Below are 25,280 nucleotides of genomic sequence, written 5' to 3' on the forward strand. Positions count from 1 at the left end.
CGCCGGCTTGGCCCGTGCTGCAATTTCCGAAAGATTTTTTATGGCTGGCATAGAACATATCAAGGTTGAAGCCGACGAAGCGGGCATGCGGCTCGATCGCTGGTTCAAAGTACATTTTCCCGGGCTCGGCTTCGGCCCGCTGCAGAAGCTCCTGCGCTCCGGCCAGGTGCGCGTCGACGGCGGCCGCGTCAAATCGGATGCGCGGGTGCAGCCCGGCCAGACGGTGCGGGTGCCGCCGCTGGATGTCGATGCGAAGAAGTCCGGGCCGATCGCCGGCAAGGATCTCAAGCATTCGTCCGATTTCGAACTCCTGTCGCGCATGGTGCTGCATGAGGACGATAAGGTGATTGTGCTCAACAAACCGCCCGGCATTGCCGTGCAGGGCGGCTCCGGCGTGGCCCGGCATATCGACCAGATGCTCGAAGCCTGGACCAGCCCGAAGGGCGAAAAGCCGCGGCTCGTTCACCGCCTCGACCGCGATACATCAGGTGTTCTCGTCATCGCCCGCACCCGCGGCGCCGCACAGAAGCTGACCGCCGCCTTCCGTGAGCGCGACACCAAGAAGACCTATTGGGCGCTGGTCAAGGGTGTGCCGCGCAAGCACGAAGACAAGATCTCCACCTGGCTCGTCAAGGAACCGACAGCCGACGGCGACCGCATGCGCATCGCCAAACACGGCGAAGACGGCGCCGATCATGCGATTTCCTTCTATCGCGTAATCGAGACGGCGGCCCAGAATCTCGCATGGCTTGAGATGGAGCCCTATACCGGCCGTACCCACCAGTTGCGCGTCCATGCCCTGCATATCGGCCATCCGATCATCGGCGATCCGAAATATTTCGACGACGATCCGAACTGGGATTTTCCGGGCGGCGTCCAGAAGAAGCTGCATCTGCACGCGCGCCATATCGACATCCCGCACCCATCCGGCGGCCGTCTGCGCGTCAGCGCGCCGCTGCCGCCGCATATGGTGCAGACCTGGAACCTGCTCGGCCTCGACCTTGCCGGCGCCGAAAGGGACAGCGAATGAAACTCGCGCTTTTCGATTGCGACGGAACGCTGGTCGACAGCGCCGGTCTGATCCACGAAACCATGCGCCGCACCTTCGAAAAGTTCGGCAAGCCGGAACCGCGATTTGAGGATACGAAAGGGATTATCGGCCTGTCGCTCGATATCGCGATCGCGCGCATGCAGGGCAGGCCGCATGTCGAGCAGCAGGATATCGAGATGACGGCGCACTACAAATCGCTGTTCTCGGTCGTGCGCCAGGATCTCGACTATAAGGAGCCGCTGTTTCCCGGCATTCGCGAGATGATCGACGCGATCAGTGGGCGCGAGGATCTGCTGATCGGTGCGGTGACCGGCAAATCCAGGCGCGGATTGAACCTCGTGATGGAGACGCACGGCTTCGACCGACATTTCACCGTTGCGCGCACCGCCGACGACTGCCCTTCCAAGCCGCATCCGGCCATGGTGACGGAATGCTGCGACGAAACCGGCATGAATGCCGCCGACACCATTGTCATCGGCGATGCGATTTACGATATGCAGATGGCAAAGGCTGCCGGCGCCAAGGCGATCGGCGTTGCCTGGGGTTATGCCAGCGTGGATGAGCTGATCGCCAACGGCGCCGATGCGATCGCTTATCATCCGAACGAGTTATTGCGCCATTTTTCCTGAGGTGAGCCCATGCGCGACCTGCTTAACGACCTTTCCGAAGGTCTGAGCCATCCCGACCCGATCCGCCGGGCGCAGATCCAGATGAAGAAGCCGCTACCGAAGCGTTTCTACGCCGACGTCGCCATTGCCGAGCATGAGGGTGGCTTTGCCATCATGCTCGACGGCAAGATGGTGCGCACGCCGGCACGGCAGGTTCTCGCCGTTCCCACGCAAGCGCTGGCGCGTCTTGTCGCCGCCGAATGGCAGGCGCAGGGTGAAGAGATCGATCCCGTGACGATGCCGGTGACGCGACTTGTCAACACCGCGCTCGATGGTGTCGACGCCAACAGGCAGGCGATCTTTGAAGATATCCTGCGCTTCTCCTCGAGCGACCTCATTTGCTACCGCGCCGATGGACCGGAACTGCTGATCGAGCGTCAGACCGAGCGCTGGGATCCCGTCGTCGACTGGGCGGCAAACGATCTCGGCGCCCGCTTCATCCTCGTCGAAGGGGTGATGCCGCGTGAGCAGCCGCGCGAGGCGACGGCCGCCTTCGCCGTCACGCTCACCAGATACGACAACCCGATGGCGCTTGCAGCCCTCCACACGATCACGACGCTGACCGGTTCGGCGATCCTGGCGCTGGCCTTGGCCGAGGGTCACTTGGCGATGGAGGAAGCCTGGTCGCTTGCCCATCTCGACGAGGACTGGACGATCGAGCACTGGGGCAGCGACGAAGAAGCCGAGGAGCGGCGGGCCAAGCGCTTTGCCGAGTTCAAGGCGGCGACCGACGTTTTTTTCGCCGTAAGCGCCTGAAACATATTGCCTTCCCAGGCATTATGACGAAATCTGCGACTCCAAAGAGGGGTGCGGGATTTGTCATGAATTGGCTGAGGTCGTGTTTTTGCCGGGCCGCACTCGTCTGTGTCGCACTTACGGCCTGCGTCAACCTCTCGGGCCCTGAAGCCGGAGGCGCCGGTCTATGATGTGCGCAGCGCCGTCGTCGTCTCCGGCCCGAATATGCCGGCCGATCTGCTTTCCGGCATCAACGACCGCGTCAATGCCGCGATCAACGCCACGGTGCGCGACACCGTGCTGCCGCGGGTGGTGCTGACGATCCGCATCGTCGCCATCGAGAAGGGTCTCGGCTTCCAGAAGGACCGCAACATCGCCAAGGTCAGTATCGAGGCAGCCTCCGTCGAGGACGGCTCGGTCATTGCCGTCAGCGCCTTCGACGTGACCAGCATCGCCGCCGATCCCAAGCTTGCCGACGAGATCCTGGCCGAGGACGTCGCGGCAAGGATACGCTCGGTTTTCTCACTCAGCGGGCGTGGGCACTGAAGCAGTCGCGGTCGACATGCTAGAAACAAAGGCGAGGGAGATCGCATGAAGGAAATTCTCGAAGAACTGGAACGGCGCCGCGGCGTCGCCCGCCTCGGCGGCGGCAAGGCGCGCATCGACGCCCAGCACAAACGCGGCAAGCTGACGGCGCGCGAGCGCATCGATCTCTTTCTCGACGAAGGCTCCTTCGAGGAGTTCGACATGTTCGTCGAACACCGTTCGACCGATTTCGGCATGGACAAGAGCCGGGTTGCCGGCGACGGCGTCGTCACCGGCTGGGGCACGGTCAACGGCCGCACCGTGTTCGTCTTCGCCAAGGATTTCACCGTCTTCGGTGGCTCGCTTTCGGAAGCGCATGCCGAGAAGATCATGAAGGTGCAGGACATGGCGCTGAAGAACCGCGCGCCGATCGTCGGCATCTACGATGCGGGCGGCGCCCGCATCCAGGAGGGGGTGGCGGCGCTTGGCGGTTATGCCGAAGTGTTCCAGCGCAATGTGCTCGCCTCCGGCGTCATCCCGCAGATCTCGGTGATCATGGGTCCCTGCGCCGGCGGCGACGTCTATTCGCCTGCGATGACCGATTTCATCTTCATGGTGCGCGATACCTCCTACATGTTCGTCACCGGGCCCGACGTGGTGAAAACGGTGACCAATGAGACGGTAACCGCTGAGGAGCTCGGCGGCGCGAAGGTGCATACCACCCGCTCGTCGATTGCCGACGGCGCCTATGACAATGATGTCGAGACGCTGCTGCAGGTGCGCCGGCTGATCGATTTCCTGCCGCTTTCGAACACCGCGCCGTTGCCCGAGATCGAATGTTACCAGTCGGTGACGGAGACCGACGCCTCGCTCGACACCCTGGTGCCGGCCAGCGCCAACAAGCCATACGATATCAAGGAGTTGATCCGGAAGGTGGCGGACGAGGGGGATTTCTTCGAGATCCAGGCGAGCTTCGCCGGCAATATCGTCTGCGGCTTCGGACGCGTTGAGGGCTCCTCCGTCGGTTTCGTCGCCAACCAGCCGATGGTGCTGGCCGGCGTGCTCGACAGCGATGCCTCGCGCAAGGCGGCCCGCTTCGTGCGCTTCTGCGACTGCTTCAACATTCCGATCGTCACCTTCGTCGACGTGCCGGGTTTCCTGCCGGGTACGGCGCAGGAATATGGTGGCCTCATCAAGCACGGCGCCAAGCTGCTTTTCGCCTATGCCGAGGCGACGGTGCCGAAGCTCACCGTCATCACCCGCAAGGCCTTCGGCGGCGCCTATGATGTCATGGCGTCGAAGCATCTGCGCGGTGATCTGAACTATGCCTGGCCGACGGCGCAGATCGCCGTGATGGGCGCCAAGGGCGCCGTCGAGATCATCTTCCGCAAGGATATCGCCGATCCCGAAAAGATCGCCGCCCATACGAAAATGTATGAGGACCGGTTCCTCTCGCCCTTCGTTGCCGCCGAGCGTGGTTATGTCGACGAAGTGATCATGCCGCATTCCACCCGGCGGCGGTTGGCGCGCGGGTTGAAGATGCTGCGCAACAAGGACCTCGCCAATCCCTGGAAGAAGCACGACAACATTCCACTGTGAAATCTAGCGGGCGAATAAAACTAGTACGTCAAGTGTTTAGCTGCTGTCGAAAATGTGAACGGCCGTCAGCGATCCGTGTGTTCAATCCTTGCCGGCGACAGGCTAACGCTCGGCTGGTACTATTTTAAAGGAGAGGTTTTATGTCAAGTTTCGAGCGTCTTTCTGCCTATCGCCCCTATGGGCTGGCCGCTCTCAGAATTATCACCGCGCTGCTGTTCATCGAACACGGCACGATGAAGCTTTTTGGTTTTCCGGCTTCGCAGATGTCCGGCTCGCTGCCGCCGCTGATGCTTTTCGCGGCTCTCCTCGAGCTCGTCGGCGGTATCCTCATTCTCATCGGCCTGCTGACGCGCCCCGTCGCCTTCCTGCTCGCCGGGGAAATGGCGGTTGCCTATTTCATGGCGCATGCCCCAAACAGCTTCTTCCCGGCCGTCAACCAGGGCGACGCCGCGATCTTGTTCTGCTTCGTTTTCCTCTATCTGTTCTTCTCCGGTCCTGGCGCATTTTCCGTCGATAACCGCAAGGCAGCCTGAGCCGACATAGACTGCGGGGCATTTGCGATGCCCCGCAGCATTTTCTTCGTCAGGCGGTGAGCTTGAGACCCGCGATGCCGCCGACGATCAGCATGATGCAGGCAAGGCGGGAGACACTTGCCTGATCGCCAAGCAGCCAGATGCCGAGGAGCACGGTGCCGACTGTGCCGATGCCGGTCCAGACCGCATAGGCGGTCCCGATCGGCAGGTGCTTCACCGCCAGGCCGAGCAGCACGATGCTGACCACCATGGATATGACGGTCAGCGCCGTCGGCAGCGGCCGTGTGAAGCCATCGGTATATTTAAGGCCGATCGCCCAGCCACATTCGAAAAGACCAGCGAGAAAAAGCAGAAACCAGGCCATACGACTCTCCTTGTTCAAGAGCGAGGCCGTCCCCGCGACGGTTGCATCGGTAAGATGCCGCAGTCGTCTGCGATGACGTCTATATGCGAGAGGAGACGGCGGACTTCAAGGTAGGAATCGACATGGCTGCCATACCACCCGTTTCTTGCTGGCCTGAGCGGGATTACTTGCCACCAGCCTCCGTCGAAAGGCTCTTGGCGCGGCGGCAGAGGCGGTCGAATGTTTCCAGGAAACGGGAACGATCTTTCGGGCTGAAGGCGGCGTTGTAGCCCTTGCTCTCGCCGGTTTCGCGCAAATGCGCGCCGAGATCGCGCATTGCGCTTGCCATGCCGATATTGGTCTCGTCGAAGACGCGGCCGGTGGGGCCGCTGACGAAGGCGCCGGTGGCGACACAGCGCACGGCGAGCGGCACGTCGGCGGTGACGACGACATCGCCCGGGCCGGCGCGCTCGGCAATCCAATTGTCGGCGGCGTCGAAGGCGTTGGAGACGATGACGTTATGGATCATCGGATCGCGGGAAGGGCGCAGGCCGGAATTGGCAACGAAGGTGACTTCGAGGCCGAGGCGTTCGGCCACCTTCAGGACTTCCGGCTTCACCGGGCAGGCATCGGCATCGACGTAGATCATGGCGATATCCTCATGCCGGCCGCGCCGCCTGTCTGACCATATCGATATGGGGAATGCCGTCTTCCAGATATTCCGCCGATGTCCCGACAAAGCCGAAGGCTTCGTAGAAGCGCCGCAAATGGGCCTGCGCCGACAGGGCGATGGGATTTGCCGGATAAAGCCGTTCGCAAGCAGAGATCGCTTCGCTCATCAATGCATCGCCCAGGCGCTTGCCGCGATGGGCCGGTGAGACGACGACGCGGCCGATCTTTGACGGATCATGCGGCTCGTGCGGTTTCAGGATTCTCGCCGAAGCCAGGAGTTCGCCGCTCTCCAGCAGCCTTAAATGCAGGGCATCGATATCCTTGCCGTCGAGTTCTGGATAGGCACAGTTCTGCTCGACGACGAAGACATCGACACGCATTTTCAAGAGGTCGTAGAGCTCCCTAGCGAGGAGGTCATCGACGCTCTTGAGGTCGGTCGTGTAGGCCATCGAAAGCATCAGTAGACCACCACGCCACGAATGCTTTCGCCCTTGTGCATCATCTCGAAGCCCTTGTTGATGTCGTCGAGCGGCATGGTGTGGGTGATCATCGGGTCGATCTGGATCTTGCCCTGCATGTACCAGTCGACGATCTTCGGCACGTCGGTGCGCCCGCGCGCGCCGCCGAAGGCGGTGCCCATCCAGTTGCGACCGGTGACCAGCTGGAACGGACGGGTGGAGATCTCCTGGCCGGCCCCGGCAACGCCGATGATGATCGATTTGCCCCAGCCGCGGTGGGAGGCCTCCAGCGCCTGGCGCATCACCTTGGTGTTGCCGGTGCAGTCGAAGGTGTAGTCGGCGCCGCCGATCAGGTCGCCATTGCGCTTGGTCATGTTGACGAGATAGGGAACGATGTCGTCGCCCACCTCCTTCGGATTGACGAAATGCGTCATGCCGAACTTCTCGCCCCAGGCCTTGCGGTCAGGATTGATGTCGACGCCGATGATCATGTCGGCGCCGGCGAGCCTGAGCCCCTGCAACACGTTGAGGCCGATGCCGCCGAGACCGAAGACGATGGCCGTCGAACCGATCTCGACCTTGGCGGTATTGATCACCGCGCCAATGCCGGTGGTGACACCGCAGCCGATATAGCAGATCTTGTCGAAGGGGGCGTCGGGATTGACCTTGGCAAGGGCGATCTCCGGCAGCACAGTGTAATTGGCGAAGGTCGAGCAGCCCATATAGTGGTGGATCTTGTCCTTGCCGATGGAGAAGCGCGAGGTTCCGTCCGGCATCACACCCTGGCCCTGGGTCGAGCGGATCGCCGTGCAGAGATTGGTCTTGCGGGAAAGGCAGGAATAACACTCGCGGCATTCCGGCGTGTAGAGCGGAATGACATGGTCGCCCTTCTTCACCGAGGTGACGCCAGGGCCGACGTCGACGACGATGCCGGCACCCTCATGGCCGAGAATGGCCGGGAACAGGCCTTCCGGATCGGCACCCGACAGGGTGAAATCGTCGGTGTGGCAGATGCCCGTCGCCTTGACCTCGACCAGCACTTCGCCGGCCCGCGGACCTTCCAGCTGCACGGTCATCACTTCGAGCGGTTTTCCGGCCTGAACGGCAACAGCGGCGCGAACGTCCATCTTCACAATCTCCCTGACAATTTTATTGGGGTTGACCTTGGCATGGCCGGTAAGCCGGGCTCAAGCGAAAACGGCCCGGCGGCCTTTTGCCCTCAGGCGAATTCCATGATCACGGCATCGACGGCCAAGCTTTCGCCGGCTGCGGCATTGATCTTCGAGACGACGAGGTCGCGGTCGGCGCGCAGCACGTTTTCCATCTTCATCGCCTCGACGATCGCAAGCGTTTCCCCCGCCTTGACCTCCTGGCCCTCGGCGACCGCGATGGAAACGACGAGGCCGGGCATCGGGCAGAGCAGCAGCTTTGAGGTATCGGGCGGCAGCTTCACCGGCATCAGCCTGTCGAGTTCGGCATGACGCGGCGACAAGACCTTGGCCGTCACCGAAAGCCCCTGCCAGTCGATGCGCAGCCCGTTGAGGACGGGGCGGATCTGCGCGGTGATATTCCGGCCGCCGACCGTGCCGCTCCAGACCGGATCGCCGGGTCTCCAATCCGTGACAACGCTGCTGTTCTCGCCCTCTATCGCCATCTCCATATCGAAGGGGATGGTGACGAGGCCGTCGATCAATCTGACAGCGACATGGCTGTCGCCTGTCTTGACCACCCAGTGCTCGCGCAGCGTGCCCGATGCGGCGCGCAGGCGATCGGCGAAACGCTCGCGCCGGTTCGTTTCGATCAGCGAGGCGGACAGCGCAATGGCGGCAAGCGTGGCCTCTTCCGTGCGGTCCGGTTTCATCGGCGCGAAGCCATCGGGATATTCCTCGGCGATGAAGCCGGTGGATAGCCGGCCCTCGCGCCAGCGCGGATGTTTCATCAACGCCGATAGGAACGGGACATTGTGCTCGATGCCGTCGACGACGAAGCCGTCGAGCGCCCGCCCCATGGCCTCGATCGCCTCCAGCCGTGTCGGCGCCCAGGTGCAGAGCTTGGCGATCATCGGATCATAATACATCGAGATCTCGGCGCCTTCGAAAACGCCGGTATCGTTGCGGACCACCAGATTGCCGGTCCGGCCTTCGGCCGGCGGGCGGTAGCGCGTCAGGCGGCCGATCGAGGGCAGGAAGTTGCGATAGGGGTCTTCGGCATAGAGCCGGCTTTCGATCGCCCAGCCGTCGAGCCTGATCTCCTCTTGAGCGAGGGCAAGCGGCTCGCCCGCGGCGACCCGGATCATCTGCTCGACGAGATCGATGCCGGTGACGAGTTCGGTCACGGGATGCTCGACCTGCAGGCGGGTGTTCATTTCGAGGAAATAGAAATTACGATCGCGGTCGACGATGAATTCGACCGTGCCGGCGCTCTGATAATCGACGGCTTTGGCCAGCGCCACCGATTGGTCGCCCATCGCCTTGCGGGTTTTTTCGTCGAGGAAGGGCGAGGGCGCCTCTTCCGCCACCTTCTGGTTCCGCCGCTGGATCGAGCATTCGCGCTCGCCGAGATAGACGACGTTGCCATGCGCATCGGCCAGCACCTGGATTTCGATGTGGCGCGGCTCGACGATGAACTTCTCGATGAAGACGCGGTCGTCGCCAAAGGAACTCTTCGCCTCCGAGCTGGCGCGCTCGAAGCCGTCGCGTACCTCGGCCTCATTCCAGGCGATGCGCATGCCCTTGCCGCCGCCGCCGGCCGATGCCTTGATCATGACGGGATAACCGATCCCGCCCGCGATCACTTCCGCATGGGCGGCATCCTCGATGACGCCGAGATGGCCGGGCACGGTGGATACGCCAGCGGCATTCGCGAATTTCTTCGATTCGATCTTATCGCCCATCGCCATGATGGCTTTCGGCTTCGGGCCGATGAAGACGATGCCCTGCTTTTCCAGTTCCGCGCAGAAGGAGGCGCGCTCGGACAGGAAGCCGTAGCCCGGATGAACAGCCTCGGCGCCGGTCGCCTTGCAGGCGGCAATGATCTTTTCGGCAACCAGGTAGCTCTCGGAGGCCGCGGCCGGGCCGATATGCACGGCCTCATCGGCCATCTCGACATGCAGCGCGTCCCGGTCCGCGTCCGAATAGACCGCCACGGTCAAAATGCCCATGCGGCGCGCAGTCTTGATCACGCGACAGGCGATTTCGCCGCGATTCGCGATCAGAATTTTCTTGAACATCGAGACTCCACCCAGAAATGCGTTCCGGAGTTTTACGCACAAAACACCGGAACGCACAATCAGGCTTGAGGAGTGGCAGGCTTGAGGAGCTTCAGGCGACGGCCGCTTCCGCGACGGGTTCCTCGTCGACGATGCGCAGCCAACGGCTGCGCCGCGGCTCGGCATAGTCGCGCAGCTCGGCGGCAGCCATTATGCCGGCCCAGTGCGGATGATTGGCGCCGGGCAGCGTCGCCTGATCGATCTGCTGGAGAACGCCGTATTCGACCGACGAGACGGGAATGACGCCGCCTTCGGCGACGCTTCTGAAAATGCGCATCGTGAAATCGACGTCCTGGCGGGTAATGCCCCGGCGGTCGACAGCGCGCGACAGCTTGTAGCCACCGATATTGTCGGTGATCGCCACGCGGAGCTGATCAAGGGCAAGCGCTCTCAATTCACCGGGGACATCGGCTGAAATCTCCATGACATGTAGAATGAGCTCGAGTTCCAGCGCCGAGTTGACGACACCATCGGTCGTGAACATGCGCATGATCCACGCGACGTTGATCTCATCAAGCGAGCCCTGCGGATAGGTGTAATGGACGATGAAGCCGGCGAGCTGCTCGACGAAGAACGCGTTCCACGCGGCACATTTCTCGGGGCAGGAATTGTTGAGCGCCAACATCGCCACGACATCGTCGGATGTCCGGATTCCTTCCGGAAAAGCATGTTTGCGCAACAGGACTATATCTTCGGCCGTCAGCCGATGCTTGCCGGCCACCACACAGGCCGGGAAAGCGAGACGAAATTCGCTCATGTTTTAGCTCCAGGCTTCATCATGAAGCCGGAAACTGTTTTACCGTCTGCGAATTGACGATCCCTCAAGAAGCGGAGTTAATCCGATATTCCCGGGATCAGGAGGATTTTAGCGATCGCGCCTGCAGCCGCTCTCGCCAGATGATGAAGAGACCGGATGCGACGATGATGAAGATGCCGATCCACTTGGAAAAATTCGGGAAATCGTTGAATAGCGCATAGCCGAGAACGGTCGCCGAGATGATCTCGAAGTATTGGAACGGCGCAAGCAGCGACAGCGGTGCGAGCCGGAAAGCCCGGACGATCAGCAGATGCGCATAGCCGGAGATCGAACCAAGGGCGAGCAGCAGGACAAGACCGAGACCGGAGGAGGGCAGAGACATGGCGAAATCGGCATTGCCGGAACCGCTACCCACGAAAAGGGCGGCGGCCATGAAGAGCGTTCCGCCGATTCCCGCCATCGTCTGCATGGTCAGCGGCGAATCGGCCTCGCCGATGGCGCGGTTGAGGAACAGATAGAGTGAGAACAGAAAGGCACAGGCGACCGGCAGCAGCGCCTTCAGGCCGAATATTTCGTAGCTCGGCTGAATGACGATCATCGCGCCGCCGAAACCGACGACGATCGCCATCCAGCGCCGCCAGCCGACCTTCTCGCCGAGGAACAGCGCCGACATGGCCGTCAGCATGAATGGCTCGACGAAATAGATGGCGAAGACGTCGGCAAGCGGCATGTACTTGACGGCGACGAAGAAAAGCAGGCTCGCAGCGCCATGCAGCACGCCGCGCAGCAGGTTCATCCATGGCCGCTTGGCCGAAAGCGCCTTCAGCCCGAAAACGGCGACGAGAATCGGCAGTGTGCAGGCGATCTGGAAGAAGAATCGGTAGAAAGTCACCTGGCCGGGCGACATCGCCTCGAAGGTCGCCATATATTTTGCGATGGCGTCCATTGTCGGCAGGATCAGCATGGCGCCGGACATGATGGCCATGCCCTGCAGGGAGTTTTGATGGGCTGGATGCTCTGACATGGCGGCCGATTTCATGACTGGGATGACGCCATCAACCATGCGAAGGCCGGCCGATCAAGCCGAGCAACCGCAAATAGCGTCGAGGAAATCGGAATCGTCGCTTGGAAAGCGTTTCCCTGAAGGGAGATGGTGCGGTCGAGAAGACTCGAACTTCCACGGGTTGCCCCACAGCGACCTCAACGCTGCGCGTCTACCAATTCCGCCACGACCGCATCGTGGTAGGTGCCGATTTGCGTCGGCGGGGCAGCATGTAGCAAAAGCATTTGGGGTACACAAGGGCGATATGACAGTTTTTTTCAAATCCGGTCACAGCATTTGAATTGCCCCCGAAACGGGTCCATATAGGTCTCCTGCCGCCCCCTTTTTCAGGCATTTCGGGGAGTGCGGCAAGGAATGGCCATGCTTCGCACCGATCTCGAATTCTCCATGCTCCCGAATCTCGGCAACCGCCCGGTGCGCTGGCGCATCGCCGATGGCCTCGTTGCCTATGAAGAGGCGGTGGAGACGATGGAGCGCGAGGTGGCGGTGATATCGGACGGCGGTGACGAACTCGTCTGGCTCGTCGAGCATCCGCCGCTCTATACCGCGGGCACCAGCGCCAATGCCCAGGATCTCGTCCAGCCGGACCGGTTTCCGGTCTTTGCGACCGGGCGCGGCGGTGAATATACTTATCACGGACCCGGCCAGCGGGTCGCCTATGTGATGCTTGACCTGAAGCGCAGGCGCCAGGACGTGCGCGCCTTCGTTGCCGCCCTGGAGGACGTCGTCATCCGCACGCTTGATATGATGAATGTGCGCGGCGAGCGGCGTGAAGACCGCGTCGGCGTCTGGGTGCGGCGGCCGGAAAAGCCGTTGCTTGCCGATGGAACGATGGCCGAGGACAAGATCGCCGCCCTGGGGATCAGGCTGCGGAAATGGGTGACCTTCCACGGACTGTCGCTCAACGTCGATCCCGACCTCGATCATTTCGGCGGCATCGTGCCCTGCGGAATCTCGGCCTATGGCGTGACAAGCCTGGTCGATCTTGGCTTGCCGGTGATGATGGCCGATGTCGATATGCGGCTGCGCACCGCCTTCGAGGCGGTTTTTGGCGAAACAATTAGCGAAAGCTGATCGTTCGGAACGGCGCCCCGCCCCCGTCAATTTGCATTTGAAGACATGGCCGGTTTCGGCCCTGGTCTGAGGACGCCGTTCTGTCAGATATGGTCGAATGCCTTAACCCATAATTAGCGGTCTCGCATATATAGCTTGCCTCAATTTTGTGATGTGGAAGTCTTGCGAACTATGAAAAAACAGGCAGCGACAAGCTGGTCATTCCTCGATGTCTATTTCGTTCTCGATATCGTCGAAAAGGTCCTGGTCGGCTACTTATTCGTTGCGATCGTCATGCGTATCGTGCCTCAGATGCAGGACAACAGGGCGATCATCGACGGCCTGCTGCTCTTTTCGGAGGGGGCCGCCGCCTTTCTCATTCTGACGCGCCGGACGACGCGAAATGCGTCGCTGCGGCTCTATGACTGGACGGTCACCGCCGTTGGCACGCTCTTCCCGCTGCTCGTCTCACCCAACACATCGGAACCACTAGCGCCGCTCGCAGTCTGCGGAACGGTGATGGTCCTCGGTTTCTTCCTGCAGATAGCGGCAAAGCTGTCATTGCGGCGAAGCTTTGGCCTGGTGCCGGCCAATCGCGGCATCAAGATCGGCGGCCCTTACAAATTTGTCCGCCATCCGATGTATGCGGGTTATCTGATGATGCATATCGGCTTCTTCCTGACACATCCGAGCGTTTGGAATTTTGCCATCTATGCGACGGCGCTGACCGCGCAATGTTTCCGCCTCCTCGCGGAGGAGCGGTTGCTGAAGCAGGATCCTGCTTACACGGCCTTCATGGCCACGACCCGCTACCGGCTTGTTCCATTCGTGTTCTAATACGATAGGGAAGCAGATTGAAAGAGAAGGGCCGGTTAACCGGCCCTTTCTTTATTGGATCAATGCGTGGCGCGGCACGCTTCGGTGCGGGAGGCGCCGCTGTCGGCACCCTTGGTGTGGGAGCCCTTCGGGCCAATCATGCTATGGCATGGGGGCAGGGCGTTGATGCTCGCCGTAGCGGTCTTGTCGACGGCAGGGGCGGCCATGGCGCTCGGGGCGAAGCCGTCGCTGTCATTGGTGTAGTCGCTGGAATAGGCCGGGGCCTTATGGTTGGTGTAGTGAACAGGGGCCGGCTTGGACATCTGGCTCGGGGCGAAGCCGTCGCTATCGTTGGTGTAGTCGTCGGAATAAGTCGGCTGGGCGAAGGCGGCGCCTGCAAGGCTGACGGCGAACACGGACGCGGCAAGGGCAAATTTGATGCGCATGGGTCTATCTCCTCAATCTGCTGTTGAATTTCACAACATAAAACCAACCCTCGGCGCATCCGAGTTCGCGCCCCAATTTAGGCAATTTTGTGATGGAACGGCGCCGCAGCCGCGACCTTTTGTCCGAATAAAATCACAGTCTTGTCACTGAAATTGACGTTCGCGTTATGGAAGCCCGCCTAAGCAAAATGACAGGAAATGGCTAGTTCGAAATCATGTTGCGATGCAATCTGGAATTGTTAACTTTTTGTAATGTTGGAAGGGCGACACACCGAGGCGGCGGGACGCGTTGCCGCCCCCGCCGACTATCCATGTCTTGCGAGTGAATCAGTCTTCGTTCGGGATATGGGCATCGACACCGGTCAGCTGCAATTTGTTGCGGACATGGTGGACGCCGTCGACCGAAAGCGCGCCGAGTTCGACCTTGCGGGCGATGCCGATCGTCTCTACCGAACCTTCCAGTGTGACGACGTGCCCGTCGGCATGAACCTCAATGCTGTTGATGTCGACCTCGGGAATGTTTTCGAGATTGTCGTTCACCCGCGCTTCGAGTTCGTCGCTTTCATCGCGGTCGATGGTATCGGCTCGCAGCGAATCCTTCAGACGATTCTCGTTGCCCTCTGCATCCGTGCCGTCGATCCGGAAGCCTTGGTTGGGATCGCTGTCGAAATTTGCCGCCGTCTCGCCATAGGGGCGGTTGGCCGGATCGGCGCCGGTACCGTCGGCATAGGGCCAGCCGTCGTCGAGATTGCGTTCCTCGAGGTCGCGATAATCTTCCTCGCGGGAAAGCCCTGCCTTTTGGTCAAAAAGCTTTGCGCCTTCGCGGGAAATGGGGGGCTTGTCACCTGTCCTTGCCATTGCAGTCGCTCCTAGTTTCTTTTTTGGGGGAAACGCTGGGTTTCTTTGCTGGAAACGCCGGCAGCGGCGAATGGTTCGGCGCGGGAGCCGATTTGTCGGGCCTGATCGTCAGGCTTTATCCTCAATTTGGCGCCTTCTCCCATTTCTTCACGAGGCGGTTGCGCTTCAGCCGCGAGAGGCGCTGCAGCCAGAAAATGCCGTCAAGCTGGTCGACTTCGTGCTGGATGCAGATGGCGAGGAAATTGTCGGCGACGTCCTCATGCATGCCGCCCTCGGCGTCCCGATAGCGGAAGCGGATCGACCGCGGGCGCGTGACCTCGTCGGTCGCTCCCGGCATCGAGACGCTGCCTTCAGCATGGGTCATCGTCTCCTTCGAGAACCAGGTGATCTCCGGGTTGACGTAGAGGCGCACGCCGTCGGTCTTGTCGAGTTCCAGCACCGTCACGCGGGTGAAGACGCCGATATGGGCGGCGGTGATGCCGACGCCGGGCGCGGCGCGCATCGTCGCGAGCAGGTCGTCGGCAAGTGCGGCAAGCGATGAATCGAAGACGGTCACCGGCGTGCAGACGGTCTTCAGACCAGGATGCGGGTAACGCAGGATCGGGCGAATGGGCATGGGGCGGCGTTCCTCGGCTCGGATGCGGGGCGAAACTATCGCCGGCCGCGGGCATTGTCATCAAGCGGCAGGTTTGCTGCTTTACGGCAGGGATGCTTTCAGCTAGCAGGAGCTATGGATTCCGGCCGCGTAAACCTCGCGCGGGGATTCGCTTATCTGCTTGTTGACAATATGTTTTCCGCCGACATTCGCGAATGCGGCGCTGTAGTCGTTGAAATTCGAACCAGATGCGAGGGCGGCAGATGACGACGACCGATGGCGAAGACCGCATCCGCAGGCGTCCCGAGGACGAGGAAGCCGATATCTACGACGAGGACGGTAATGTCCGCAGCGATTTCCTGGCGCTGGTCGGCGCGGCGATCGCCGACCGCGACACGCTGTTCCTGCGCCAGAATGTTGCCCGCCTGCACGAATCCGAAATAGGCGATCTGCTGGAAGCGATCCAGCCGGATCAGCGCCTGGCGCTGGTGCGCCTGCTCGGCGACGATTTCGACATGACGGCACTGACCGAGGTCGACGAGGCGATCCGCCGCGAGATCGTCGACCAGATGCCGAACGAGCAGATCGCCGCCGCGATCGGCGATCTCGATTCGGACGACGCCGTCTACATTCTCGAAGATCTCGACAAGGAAGATCGGGAAGAGATCCTGGCGCAGCTGCCGTTTACCGAGCGGGTCCGGCTGCGCAGGGCGCTCGATTATCCCGAAAGCTCGGCCGGCCGCCGCATGCAGACGGAATTCGTCGCCGTGCCGCCGTTCTGGACCGTGGGACAGACGATCGACTACATGCGTGACGAGGAGGATCTTCCCTATTCCTTCTCGCAGATCTTCGTCATCGATCCGACCTTCAAGCTGCTCGGCGCCGTCGATCTCGACCAGATCCTGCGCACCAAGCGGCAGACGAAGATCGAGCAGATCATGCGCGAGACCAACCATCCGGTCCCGGCCGAGATGGACCAGGAGGAGGCCGCCCAGCTCTTCGAGCAGTACGACCTTCTCTCGGCCGCCGTCGTCGACGAGAACGGCCGGCTGGTCGGCGTGCTGACCATCGACGATGTCGTCGACGTCATCCATGAGGAGGCGGACGAGGATATCAAGCGCCTCGGCGGCGTCGGCGACGAAGAGCTGTCCGACAATGTGTTGTCGACGGCGCGATCGCGTTTCCTCTGGCTGCTGATCAATCTCGGCACGGCAATGCTGTCGGCGAGCGTCATCGGCCTGTTCGACGCCTCGATCGAGAAGATGATCGCGCTGGCGGTGCTGATGCCGATCGTCGCCTCGATGGGCGGCAATGCCGGCACGCAGACGATGACGGTGACGGTGCGCGCGCTCGCCACCCGCGATCTCGACATCTACAATGCCGGCCGCATCATCCGCAGGGAGGCGGGTGTCGGCATCCTCAACGGCATCGTCTTCGCGACGATCATGGGCTTGATCGCCGGCACCTGGTTCCACGACTATCAGCTCGGCGGGGTGATCGCCGCGGCGATGATCATCAACCTGATGGCGGCGGCCCTTGCGGGCATCCTGTTGCCGCTGCTGCTCGACAAGGTGGGCGCCGACCCGGCGATCGCCTCGTCGGTCTTCGTGACGACGGTGACCGACTGTACCGGCTTTTTCGCCTTCCTCGGCATTGCCACATGGTGGTTCGGCATTTGAAAGGTTGTCAAAAATTGACTATTACGTAAAAGTCAATATTATTGCCGGTTCATGACGGGGAACACATGCTGGTGAACAAATATTATAGCATAACGGAGCTGACGCGCGAATTCGGTGTCTCGACGCGCACGCTCCGCTTCTATGAGGACGAGGGGCTGATCCATCCGGAACGGCGCGGGCGTACCCGTCTCTTCCGGCAGGCCGACCGACGGCTTATTGGGGAGATCCTGCGCGGCCGGCGCATCGGTTTCACTATTGCGGAGATTCGCGAGATCATTCAGGTTTACAAGGAGCCGCCGGGCGAACTCGGTCAGTTGAAGCTCCTGATGAAGCGCGTCGACGAGAAGCGCGACGACCTGCGTCAGAAGCGCAAGGATATCGACGACACGCTGGTGGAACTCGACAATATCGAAGAGGCCTGCCTTGGCCGTCTCGCCGAAATCGGCGTCACCACCTGAGCCGAGCTGACGTTATTCCACCTCGGCGCTGCATTCGCCGGCGATCGTCTGGACCCGCTCATCGTTTTGTACGTCGATCTCGTTTGCCTGCAGCTGAGTCAACAGGCTTTGGGCCTGCAATTTGTCGAGCGTGCACTGGCAGAAGCTCTGGCAGAGCGCTTCGCCCTGTTGCATGACGCAACTGGAGTTGCATTGCTTTAGGTAAGTTTCGGCCGGATCCGGCTGCGGCGGCGGGACGAGAAGCGAAAGCCCGTAGGCGATGGCGATCAGCACCGGCTGATGGATGAGGTAGAAGGCAAGGCTGTGGCGGCCAAGCCGCGCCAGCCACCAGGAGCCGGTGCCAAGGGCGGCAAGCCGATGCGGCAGCCTGGTTCTGATGGCGATCGAGGCGATGCTCAACCCAGCGAAGAACGGCGTTGCCCAGGGAAACAATGGCACGTAGTCGTTCGACCGATCCGGCATGACGGCAAGGCCGATCCAAGCGAGATATTTCGGATCGAAAAAGGACGAGCGCAGCAGGCCGGGCGTGCCGAAATTGTCGATGAGCCAGGCGGCCAGGAGCGCTGTTGTAACGATCAGCGTGACGGCGAGCGGAAGCCTGATGAAAACGATACCGATCAGCGTCAGCACCGCGATACAATGCAGGATGCCGAAATAGATCCACGTGTCCGGCATGGCGATTCGCGTGGCGATCGAGATGCTGGCAGCGGCCGCGGCAATCATGCCGAAACGCTTCCAGAAGGAAGGCCAGCGGACCTCCGGCTTGCTGGAGAGCACGAGGCTGATGCCGACGATGAAGAGAAACGTCGTGGCGATCGCCCGGGCATAGATCTTCAGCCAGCCTGTCTCGGCCGTGCCCGGCGCGAGATAACTCATGAACTCCATGTCCCAGCTGAAATGGTAGCTCGCCATGGCGATCAGCGCGGCGCCGCGCGCCGTGTCCAACAGGCCGATGCGAGGCGGTCTTGCCGCCGCATCGGCTTCGATTGCCGGCAATGTCATCACAGTCCCTCGGGCAAATCACGTCCGTCGCTCGACGGCATGTCGCGGCGAATGGCGGAAAGGTTGAGATTCGATGGCGGGCCGGCATCCATGATCGCCAGCCGCGCCTGCGAGAAGAATTGCCGCCGCGCCAGCACGAAGATGACGATCGCCGTCGTCGCCATGAAGACATAGGGGTTGATGAACCAGCCGAGATAGCCGATCGACAGAAAGATCGCCCGGAGGCCCTCGTTGAAATTGCTGCCGGCGATGACATTCATGCGGATGACGCGTTCGGCGGCCCGCTCGGCAGCGATGATGTCGCTCTCGGCGTCGCGCAGCATCGGGATCGAGCCGAACAGGATGGTGCAATAGTTGAACAGCCGGTAGGACCAGCCGAACTTGAAGAAGGCATAACCGAAAAGCGCTGCCAGCCCGCCGACCTTCATCTCGAAGACCGCATGGCCGCCGTGCAAGACGAAGGGCAGGTCGGCGAAGACGGCGTCGACCTTCTCGGTCGCCCCGAGCAGCGCGAAGCAACTGCCCAAGGCGAAGATCGAGGTCGACGCGAAGAAGGCGGTGCCGTTCTGCAGGCCCGCCATGATCTGCGTGTCGATCATCTTCAGGTCGCGGCGCAGCGAATTATAGATCCACTCGCGGCGCCGTTCGATCATCGCATGAGTGAGGCTGGTGCGTCCGAAGAAGGTGCGGCCATGCAGCAGCCAGGAATAGCCCATCCAGACACAGGCAAAGAAGGCCAGAGCGATATAGTCCGCCGTCGTCATCAGTGATTCAGTCTCCGCATGAAGTGCGGCCACCTTACATATGCATCGAAATGCTGCAATGACTGGTAAGGCGGGCGTCATCGTTTTAGTGTGCAGCTCCAATGTCGCACCGGCTGCATGCGATGTCGGTGGCCCGCGCGGATTGAAAACCGGCGTCGCTTAAGCTTGCATCCTCGTAATCAGAAGGCACATTCATGTTTCTCTCGGTATTCGATGTCTTCAAGATCGGTGTCGGGCCGTCGAGCTCGCACACGATGGGTCCGATGTCGGCCGCCAACCGGTTTCTCGCGCTGATCCTGTCGAACGAATGGCCGCGCCCGTCCTCGGGCGCGCAGGTCGTGGCGATCACGGTCAGCCTGCACGGGTCGCTCGCCCATACCGGCATCGGCCACGGCACGGGCAGGGCCGTCATTCTCGGGTTGATGGGCGAGGCGCCCGACAGCGTTAATCCCGACAAGATGGACGGTATCGTCGATACGGTGGAGCGCACCGGCCGCATCACGCCGGAGGGGCATCCCGGCTATCAGTTCCAGCCAAAGACCGACCTGATCTTCGACAAGAAACAGCCGCTGCCCGGCCATGCGAACGGCATGATCTTTTCCGCTTTTGACCGGGACGGCCGGCTGCTCGTCAAGCGCATCTATTATTCGGTCGGCGGCGGTTTCGTCGTTACCGACACCGAGCTGGAACAGATGCGGGCGAAGAAGAATGCAGCAGGTGGCACACGCGTGCCCTATCCCTTCGCCACCGCCAGGCAGATGCTCGAGATGGCCGAGCGCTCCGGGCTGTCGATCGCCCAGATGAAGCGGGCGAACGAGGAGAGCCAGCGCAGCCCGGAGGAGCTTGATCAGGGTCTCGACCGCATCTGGGAGGCTATGCGCTCCTGTATCGAGCGCGGGCTCAAGGTCGAGGGCATCATGCCGGGCGGCCTCAACGTCAAGCGCCGCGCCCGCCGGATCCACGACAAGCTGGAGGAGGAGTGGCGGAGCAACCGCGTCAACCCGCTGCTCGCCAACGACTGGCTGAGCGTCTATGCGATGGCCGTCAATGAGGAGAATGCCGCCGGCGGGCGCGTCGTCACGGCGCCGACCAACGGAGCGGCCGGGGTCATTCCGGCGACGATCCGCTATTACGAGCATTTCCACGAGGACTGGGATCAGAACGGCATCCGCGATTATCTGCTGACGGCCGCGGCCATCGGCGGCATCATCAAGCACAATGCCTCGATCTCCGGCGCCGAGGTTGGCTGTCAGGGCGAGGTCGGCTCGGCTGCGGCGATGGCGGCCGCCGGCCTTGCCGCCGTCATGGGCGGCACGCCGGAGCAGATCGAGAACGCCGCCGAAATCGCGCTCGAACATCATCTCGGCATGACCTGCGATCCGGTCGCGGGCCTGGTGCAGGTTCCCTGTATCGAGCGCAACGCGCTCGGCGCCGTCAAGGCGGTCACTGCGGCATCGCTGGCGGTCAAGGGCGACGGCCAGCATTTCGTGCCGCTCGACGCCTGTATCGAGACGATGCGCCAGACCGGCAATGACATGAGCGAGAAATACAAGGAAACGTCGACGGGCGGCCTGGCCGTCAATGTCGTCGAATGCTGAGTTTGTGGACTCGTGATGGTTCTCGCTTGACGCCTGCCGCCAAAAGGATTTCAACGGCGGCATGGCATTGCATCTCATCAAACTCTGTGTCGGCGCCGACTCGATAGACGATCTGCGCGAATGGGTGGCGGAGCGGTCGCTGCGCGCCATCGCCGCCGGGCTCGAGCCGCATTCGGTGCACACGACGCGCATGGTACCGAAACGCATGGAGGAGCTGCTCGATGGCGGCTCGCTTTACTGGGTGATCAAGGGGCAGGTGCAGGCGCGGCAGAAGCTGCTCGGCATCGAGACCTTTACCGACGGCGAGGGCATCTCGCGCTGCCGGCTGATGCTCGGCCCGGAGGTCATCGAGACGGCTGCGCAGCCGAAGCGTCCCTTCCAGGGCTGGCGTTATTACACTGAAGACGATGTGCCGCGCGATCTGACGAGCCTCGGTACCGGTATCGTCGAAATGCCCGCGGACCTTCGCCGCGAGCTGACAGAACTTGGCCTGCTCTAGTGCCTGCCGCCCGAAAACGCCTGTCGGGTCCAGGCGGCGGCACCAGCTTCAGCGCAGGCGCAGTTGCACCGGCGCGCTGCCATCAGGCGAGGTCACATGCAGATGGATGCGGGCTTCGGGCTGGGAATAACGCCAGGCGCGGGCGCCGTGGCAAAGCAGCAGATTGATGAGATCGCGGGTCTTCGGAGACTTCGCCTTGGGTCGCTGCAGGCCGATCTCGGCCAGCCGCATCGCCGCCTCGTGCAACGGATGCAGCGATGAACGCCCCTTGGCCGCCATGCGGCGGTCTGAAGGCATTCCCGGAACATTCTCATTGATCGCCATTGTCTTCCCCGTACGCCATACTGATCGAGTTCAAGAACGATGGCCGGAAACGCAAACACCGATTCCGGCCGTTAGCGATACCGCCGGCCATCTCGCAGGCAGCATCGAATAGCTCATTGGGCAGCCGCCCAGCACTTGATACCGGCCTTCTTCAGGGCCTTGCAGGCATTGACCGCATCGCGCTGGTCGTCGAAACCGCCGAAGCGGGCGCGGTAAAACTGGTCACCGCCGGCGGCATAGGCGACGGCGAAAGGCTTTGCCGAGGCCAGTGCCTTGCCGCCCTTGCTCTTGGCGCTCTCCAGAAGATCCATGGCCATCTGCCGGCTCGGCGAGACGCCGACCTGCACGACCCAGCCGGTCGGACCATTATCGGTTGAAGCGGCGCTGGCCGAGGCAGGGGTGGTCGAAGCGGTGGTGACGTTGTCGACCGCCGTATCGGCCTGTTCCGGCCGCGCGGAGGCGGGTGCCGGCTTCGGCGCGGCGAGCGATGCCTGCTGCTTGAAGGTCATGGTCTTGACCTTGGTCGGCGCCGGCATCGGCTGGGCTACCAGCGGATTGTCGGACTTCGGCTGAGCGGTTTCGGTATAGGCCACTTCGGTCTCGGCGACCTGATAGCGGGCATCCGGCAGCGGGCCTTTATGCGGCAGACTGAGATCGGCGGCGGCTGCCGAAATCGGCGGTTGTGCTGCGGTAATCGTCTTTGCCACTTGCGGCTGGACCTTCTGCGGCATGACCGGAGCGGGCGTCACGATCATCGCCGGGGCAGGGGCCGCCTCAGCGATCAGTGCCGACGATCCGCCGCGGCTCGATGCCTTCGGCAGATAGGTGGCGATCAGATTGCGCATCTGGGCATCGCGGGCAGGCGTCGAGGCGCCGCCGAGCACGACGCCGACGATCGACTTGCCGTCCACCTGCACGGAACTCACCAGATTGAAGCCGGCAGCGCGGGTATATCCGGTCTTGATGCCGTCAACGCCGCGCACCGAACCGACGAGGCGATTGTGGCTGCGGATCGTGCGGGTACCGAACTTGAAGGCGCGGGTGGAGAAATAGCCGTAATATTGCGGAAAATGCTGGCGAAGGGCGATGCCGAGACGGGCCTGATCGCGCGCCGTCGTCATCTGCGCCGTATTCGGCAGGCCGTTGGCGTTGCGATAGGTGGTGCGGGTCATACCGAGCGCATGCGCCTTGGCGGTCATCAACTGGGCGAAACGATCCTCGCTGCCGCCGCCGAGCATTTCGCCGAGCGCGGTTGCGGCATCATTAGCCGACAGGGTGACGAGGCCGAGAATGCCCTGCTCGACTGTGATCGTGCCGCCGGCGCGAACGCCGAGCTTGGTCGGCGCCTGAGATGCCGCGTGGGCGGAGAAGGGAACCGGCGTATCGAGACGGATGCGGCCTTGCTCCAGTGCCTCGAAGGTCATGTAGATGGTCATCATCTTGGTGAGGGAAGCGGGATATTGCAGCCGGTCGGCATTCTCACTGTAGAGAACGTTGCCGGTCTTGGCGTCGACGACGATGCCCGCATATTTCGAATTCGCCGCTTCTGCTTCGGCACTGACCGAATCGACCAGGACGACCGTGAGGGCCACCGAAAGGATCGCCATGAGCTTTGCAAAAAAGCTGCCGGATCGGGACGATGATACGGAGGAGACTGACCTTGACACTATTCCACTCTTCGCTTGCATTTCAGATATTTGGCATTCGGATTTCGGCGTCGGGACGGCACGCCTCCCGTAGTACAGCCCGTCTTTAGAATTTACCGATTGGGCGTTACCAATCCGTTTATGATGAATCGTTTATTTCGCTGTCCGGGGAGCATTTTAGGGACTTGTCGCGGAACGGTTCATAAGGCGCGCTTCCACAAAGGTGCGGATAGCGGCATCAATATGTTCCCAGTCATTCAAATGGCTGCTTGAGAAGCGGTAGAGAACGCTGAGATCCCTGCCGACTTTGATATCGCGCTGACAATCACCGCTCGCCGCCTTATCCGGGGATGAAGGCAGTATGCAGCGCACGACGTAATCCAGCCCGTTCTTGGCGGGCGCCGTCAGCAGCACCTCGTCGCCGTAACCCGCGTCGGCGCGAAGACGGTGCAGCGTCAGGCCGTCGCGGAAGGGCTCGGCCAATCCTTCGAGCAGGTGCGAGTAGATCGGCTCCAGCCGCCCGGACATGTCTCGCGACATGGTGCTCTGGGTCAGTTGCAGAAAGATCAGGCCGGAGGATTGGCCGATATCGTCGAATCGAATGCGGTTTTCCTTGCCGTAGCCCTGCATCTCAGGCCAGGCGAGGTAGAGATCGACACGCTCGACCGCACCGTCATGCCTTTGACTTGGGAAGCGGATCACATTCTCGGGGAATTTCACGGTGTCGCGGCCGATGGCCAGCGTGATATCGGCCGTGCTGTCGGTGTTGCCGGCAAGCGAGATATGCCGGCCGAACCAACGGCCGCCGACGCTGATGGCGACGGTCAGAACCGCAAGAATGGCGATCACCGCCATCGTGCGGAGGAGAAAACCCATGGAAAAAAGCGGCTGCTCGTCGGGTGCGCTGTGCGCGGCGTGGCTCATGGCGGTGCTTCGTGTTTCGGTCCGCCGCAGGAGGAACATGAGCCGCCGGTGCCGATGATGAATTTGATCGGCATGATCAGACCGGTACGGTTAATAATTCGCTAAGATATCAGGGATGTGGGTCGCACTGGAATGAAAGCCTGTCCCGAAAAGAGCGAGCCGTTCCCGGGACAGCGGGAACGGCTCTTGGGCGCCGGTCGGGGACGGGATGCGGGGACTGACCGGGCCGCAGGCTGTTCTTACTTGACGCTACCAACCGCAACAGCGCGGCCGTCCTGGAGCTTCGACCAGCGGGCCGGATTGTCGGCGGACTGGCGCTTCAGATAGGTATATTCGGTATCCGACCACAGCAGCACCTTGTTGCGCATGTTGTCGAGGATGAAATCGCCGTGATCGGTGCGGACCGTCAGCACGGCATGGCCTTCGCCGTTGGGCTGCAGCACGACGGTGATCAGCGTGTCGGATGGCGAGAAGCCATCTTCGATCAGCATCTTGCGCTTCAGCAGGGCATAATCCTCACAGTCGCCGACCGTTGTCGGGTAAGCCCAGCGTTCTTCGACGCCGTAAATCTGTTCATCCGTCTCCGGCTGGATCGTCGAATTGACGGTGTAATTGACCTTGAGGATTTCCTTCCAGCGATCCTCGGTGAGGATGGCCGGCCCGGCATCGCCGCCGGCAAAGGAACATTCCGTCGGATTCGCCTTGCAGAATTCATAGTGCCCGATCGGCGGGCTGGCGTTGCCCGCCAGGGCCATGCTGGCGGACATCGCTTGTCCCGAACCCGCCATCGCCAGCATGAGGGCACCGGCCAGAAGGCCGCCTTTCCAGATGTTTGCAGTTGTCATTGCCGTCTCCCCGTAAGTTGAGGCGACAATGACACGGACGTTTTTATCTCACGGAAAATTGCGTAATAGAATTAGAGGCTTAGTTGATTTCAAATGCCGAT

At 61.7% G+C, this 25,280-nt stretch carries 27 protein-coding genes, 1 tRNA gene and 1 pseudogene; 12 read left to right on the top strand and 17 right to left on the bottom strand.

The genetic code is table 11. The features are described from left to right. Positions 1-40 precede the first annotated feature (40 nt). The 6 genes and pseudogenes from MF410_RS07400 to MF410_RS07425 all read left to right on the top strand — a co-directional run bounded on the left by MF410_RS07400 (position 41) and on the right by MF410_RS07425 (position 5,111). The gene (locus MF410_RS07400) at positions 41-1,030 is read left to right on the top strand and encodes an RluA family pseudouridine synthase (protein ID WP_003586294.1); all 990 of its coding nucleotides are present in this window, start codon (positions 41-43) and stop codon (positions 1,028-1,030) included. Next, the gene (locus MF410_RS07405) at positions 1,027-1,680 is read left to right on the top strand and encodes an HAD-IA family hydrolase (protein ID WP_097628642.1); all 654 of its coding nucleotides are present in this window, start codon (positions 1,027-1,029) and stop codon (positions 1,678-1,680) included. Before MF410_RS07400 ends, MF410_RS07405 begins: the two co-directional genes overlap by 4 nt. Positions 1,681-1,689: 9 nt before the next feature. Continuing rightward, positions 1,690-2,475, top strand: a complete 786-nt coding sequence (locus tag MF410_RS07410) for an ATP12 family chaperone protein (RefSeq protein WP_097628643.1) — start codon at positions 1,690-1,692, stop codon at positions 2,473-2,475. A gap of 65 nt (positions 2,476-2,540) precedes the next feature. Next, positions 2,541-3,000: pseudogene (locus tag MF410_RS07415) on the top strand (hypothetical protein). A 45-nt stretch (positions 3,001-3,045) separates the two neighbouring features. Next, entirely contained in the window at positions 3,046-4,578 is a 1,533-nt protein-coding gene (locus MF410_RS07420; RefSeq protein ID WP_097628645.1) for an acyl-CoA carboxylase subunit beta, read from the top strand. A 140-nt stretch (positions 4,579-4,718) separates the two neighbouring features. Beyond that, positions 4,719-5,111: a DoxX family protein gene (locus tag MF410_RS07425; RefSeq protein WP_097628646.1), complete on the top strand. Its 393-nt coding sequence runs from the start codon at positions 4,719-4,721 to the stop codon at positions 5,109-5,111. A gap of 49 nt (positions 5,112-5,160) precedes the next feature. On the opposite strand, the gene sugE is transcribed toward MF410_RS07425, so the two are convergent. The 8 genes from sugE to MF410_RS07465 form a co-directional block, all read right to left on the bottom strand. Beyond that, positions 5,161-5,475, bottom strand: coding sequence for a quaternary ammonium compound efflux SMR transporter SugE (sugE, locus tag MF410_RS07430; RefSeq protein ID WP_097628647.1), 315 nt, complete (start codon positions 5,473-5,475; stop codon positions 5,161-5,163). A 163-nt stretch (positions 5,476-5,638) separates the two neighbouring features. After that, positions 5,639-6,103 carry a YaiI/YqxD family protein gene (locus MF410_RS07435; RefSeq protein ID WP_097628648.1) on the bottom strand — a complete coding sequence of 155 codons (465 nt, stop codon included), beginning with the start codon at positions 6,101-6,103 and terminating at the stop codon, positions 5,639-5,641. A 10-nt stretch (positions 6,104-6,113) separates the two neighbouring features. Then, the gene (locus MF410_RS07440) at positions 6,114-6,584 is read right to left on the bottom strand and encodes a GNAT family N-acetyltransferase (protein ID WP_097628649.1); all 471 of its coding nucleotides are present in this window, start codon (positions 6,582-6,584) and stop codon (positions 6,114-6,116) included. Further along, a complete protein-coding gene (locus tag MF410_RS07445) occupies positions 6,584-7,711 on the bottom strand; it encodes an S-(hydroxymethyl)glutathione dehydrogenase/class III alcohol dehydrogenase (protein ID WP_131711002.1) in 1,128 nt (375 codons plus the stop codon). Before MF410_RS07445 ends, MF410_RS07440 begins: the two co-directional genes overlap by 1 nt. 92 nt (positions 7,712-7,803) lie before the next feature. Continuing rightward, the gene (locus MF410_RS07450) at positions 7,804-9,813 is read right to left on the bottom strand and encodes an acetyl/propionyl/methylcrotonyl-CoA carboxylase subunit alpha (RefSeq protein ID WP_097628805.1); all 2,010 of its coding nucleotides are present in this window, start codon (positions 9,811-9,813) and stop codon (positions 7,804-7,806) included. A 91-nt stretch (positions 9,814-9,904) separates the two neighbouring features. Then, on the bottom strand, positions 9,905-10,609 hold the full coding sequence (locus MF410_RS07455) for a hypothetical protein (RefSeq protein ID WP_097628806.1): 705 nt from the start codon (positions 10,607-10,609) through the stop codon (positions 9,905-9,907). A 97-nt stretch (positions 10,610-10,706) separates the two neighbouring features. Next, positions 10,707-11,633, bottom strand: coding sequence for a DMT family transporter (locus tag MF410_RS07460; protein WP_097628807.1), 927 nt, complete (start codon positions 11,631-11,633; stop codon positions 10,707-10,709). Between the two features lie 127 nt (positions 11,634-11,760). Then, positions 11,761-11,845, bottom strand: a tRNA-Leu gene (locus tag MF410_RS07465). 181 nt (positions 11,846-12,026) lie between these two features. Here MF410_RS07465 and lipB point away from each other — a divergent pair. Beyond that, on the top strand, positions 12,027-12,746 hold the full coding sequence (gene lipB, locus MF410_RS07470; RefSeq protein ID WP_097628808.1) for a lipoyl(octanoyl) transferase LipB: 720 nt from the start codon (positions 12,027-12,029) through the stop codon (positions 12,744-12,746). Between the two features lie 171 nt (positions 12,747-12,917). Beyond that, positions 12,918-13,562, top strand: a complete 645-nt coding sequence (locus MF410_RS07475; RefSeq protein ID WP_239620290.1) for a methyltransferase — start codon at positions 12,918-12,920, stop codon at positions 13,560-13,562. A gap of 59 nt (positions 13,563-13,621) precedes the next feature. Here the strand turns inward: MF410_RS07475 and MF410_RS07480 are convergent, their stop codons facing one another. The 3 genes from MF410_RS07480 to MF410_RS07490 all read right to left on the bottom strand — a co-directional run bounded on the left by MF410_RS07480 (position 13,622) and on the right by MF410_RS07490 (position 15,461). Then, a complete protein-coding gene (locus MF410_RS07480) occupies positions 13,622-13,987 on the bottom strand; it encodes a hypothetical protein (protein ID WP_097628810.1) in 366 nt (121 codons plus the stop codon). A 327-nt stretch (positions 13,988-14,314) separates the two neighbouring features. Then, positions 14,315-14,845, bottom strand: coding sequence for a BON domain-containing protein (locus MF410_RS07485; protein WP_097628811.1), 531 nt, complete (start codon positions 14,843-14,845; stop codon positions 14,315-14,317). A gap of 121 nt (positions 14,846-14,966) precedes the next feature. Then, on the bottom strand, positions 14,967-15,461 hold the full coding sequence (locus tag MF410_RS07490; RefSeq protein WP_097628812.1) for a peptide deformylase: 495 nt from the start codon (positions 15,459-15,461) through the stop codon (positions 14,967-14,969). 242 nt (positions 15,462-15,703) lie between these two features. Between MF410_RS07490 and mgtE the strand changes: the two genes are divergently transcribed. Next, the gene (gene mgtE / locus MF410_RS07495; protein ID WP_097628813.1) at positions 15,704-17,119 is read left to right on the top strand and encodes a magnesium transporter; all 1,416 of its coding nucleotides are present in this window, start codon (positions 15,704-15,706) and stop codon (positions 17,117-17,119) included. 65 nt (positions 17,120-17,184) lie between these two features. Beyond that, positions 17,185-17,577 (top strand): MerR family DNA-binding transcriptional regulator, encoded by a 393-nt coding sequence (locus MF410_RS07500; protein ID WP_037073057.1) that lies wholly within the window; start codon positions 17,185-17,187, stop codon positions 17,575-17,577. A gap of 12 nt (positions 17,578-17,589) precedes the next feature. On the opposite strand, the gene MF410_RS07505 is transcribed toward MF410_RS07500, so the two are convergent. Together MF410_RS07505 and MF410_RS07510 are read right to left on the bottom strand one after the other, a co-directional pair. Continuing rightward, positions 17,590-18,579: a DUF1624 domain-containing protein gene (locus MF410_RS07505; RefSeq protein ID WP_097628814.1), complete on the bottom strand. Its 990-nt coding sequence runs from the start codon at positions 18,577-18,579 to the stop codon at positions 17,590-17,592. Continuing rightward, a complete protein-coding gene (locus MF410_RS07510) occupies positions 18,579-19,343 on the bottom strand; it encodes a DUF599 family protein (protein ID WP_097628815.1) in 765 nt (254 codons plus the stop codon). Before MF410_RS07510 ends, MF410_RS07505 begins: the two co-directional genes overlap by 1 nt. A gap of 194 nt (positions 19,344-19,537) precedes the next feature. On the opposite strand from MF410_RS07510, the gene MF410_RS07515 reads away from it, so the two are divergent. Further along, the gene (locus MF410_RS07515) at positions 19,538-20,941 is read left to right on the top strand and encodes an L-serine ammonia-lyase (protein WP_097628816.1); all 1,404 of its coding nucleotides are present in this window, start codon (positions 19,538-19,540) and stop codon (positions 20,939-20,941) included. A 61-nt stretch (positions 20,942-21,002) separates the two neighbouring features. Next, entirely contained in the window at positions 21,003-21,440 is a 438-nt protein-coding gene (locus tag MF410_RS07520; RefSeq protein WP_097628817.1) for a DUF1489 family protein, read from the top strand. A 48-nt stretch (positions 21,441-21,488) separates the two neighbouring features. On the opposite strand, the gene MF410_RS07525 is transcribed toward MF410_RS07520, so the two are convergent. From MF410_RS07525 to MF410_RS07540, 4 genes are all read right to left on the bottom strand, one after another. Next, positions 21,489-21,764, bottom strand: a complete 276-nt coding sequence (locus tag MF410_RS07525) for a hypothetical protein (protein WP_003586322.1) — start codon at positions 21,762-21,764, stop codon at positions 21,489-21,491. Between the two features lie 113 nt (positions 21,765-21,877). After that, entirely contained in the window at positions 21,878-23,452 is a 1,575-nt protein-coding gene (locus MF410_RS07530) for a D-alanyl-D-alanine carboxypeptidase (RefSeq protein WP_097628818.1), read from the bottom strand. 135 nt (positions 23,453-23,587) lie between these two features. Beyond that, positions 23,588-24,373, bottom strand: coding sequence for a hypothetical protein (locus MF410_RS07535; protein WP_097628819.1), 786 nt, complete (start codon positions 24,371-24,373; stop codon positions 23,588-23,590). A 200-nt stretch (positions 24,374-24,573) separates the two neighbouring features. Then, complete coding sequence (locus MF410_RS07540) at positions 24,574-25,179, bottom strand: transglutaminase-like cysteine peptidase (protein ID WP_097628820.1); 606 nt, start codon at positions 25,177-25,179, stop codon at positions 24,574-24,576. Positions 25,180-25,280 lie beyond the last annotated feature (101 nt).

The sequence above is a fragment of the Rhizobium sp. C104 genome, from assembly GCF_022354505.1.
GTDB classification, from domain to species: Bacteria; Pseudomonadota; Alphaproteobacteria; order Rhizobiales; family Rhizobiaceae; genus Rhizobium; species Rhizobium redzepovicii.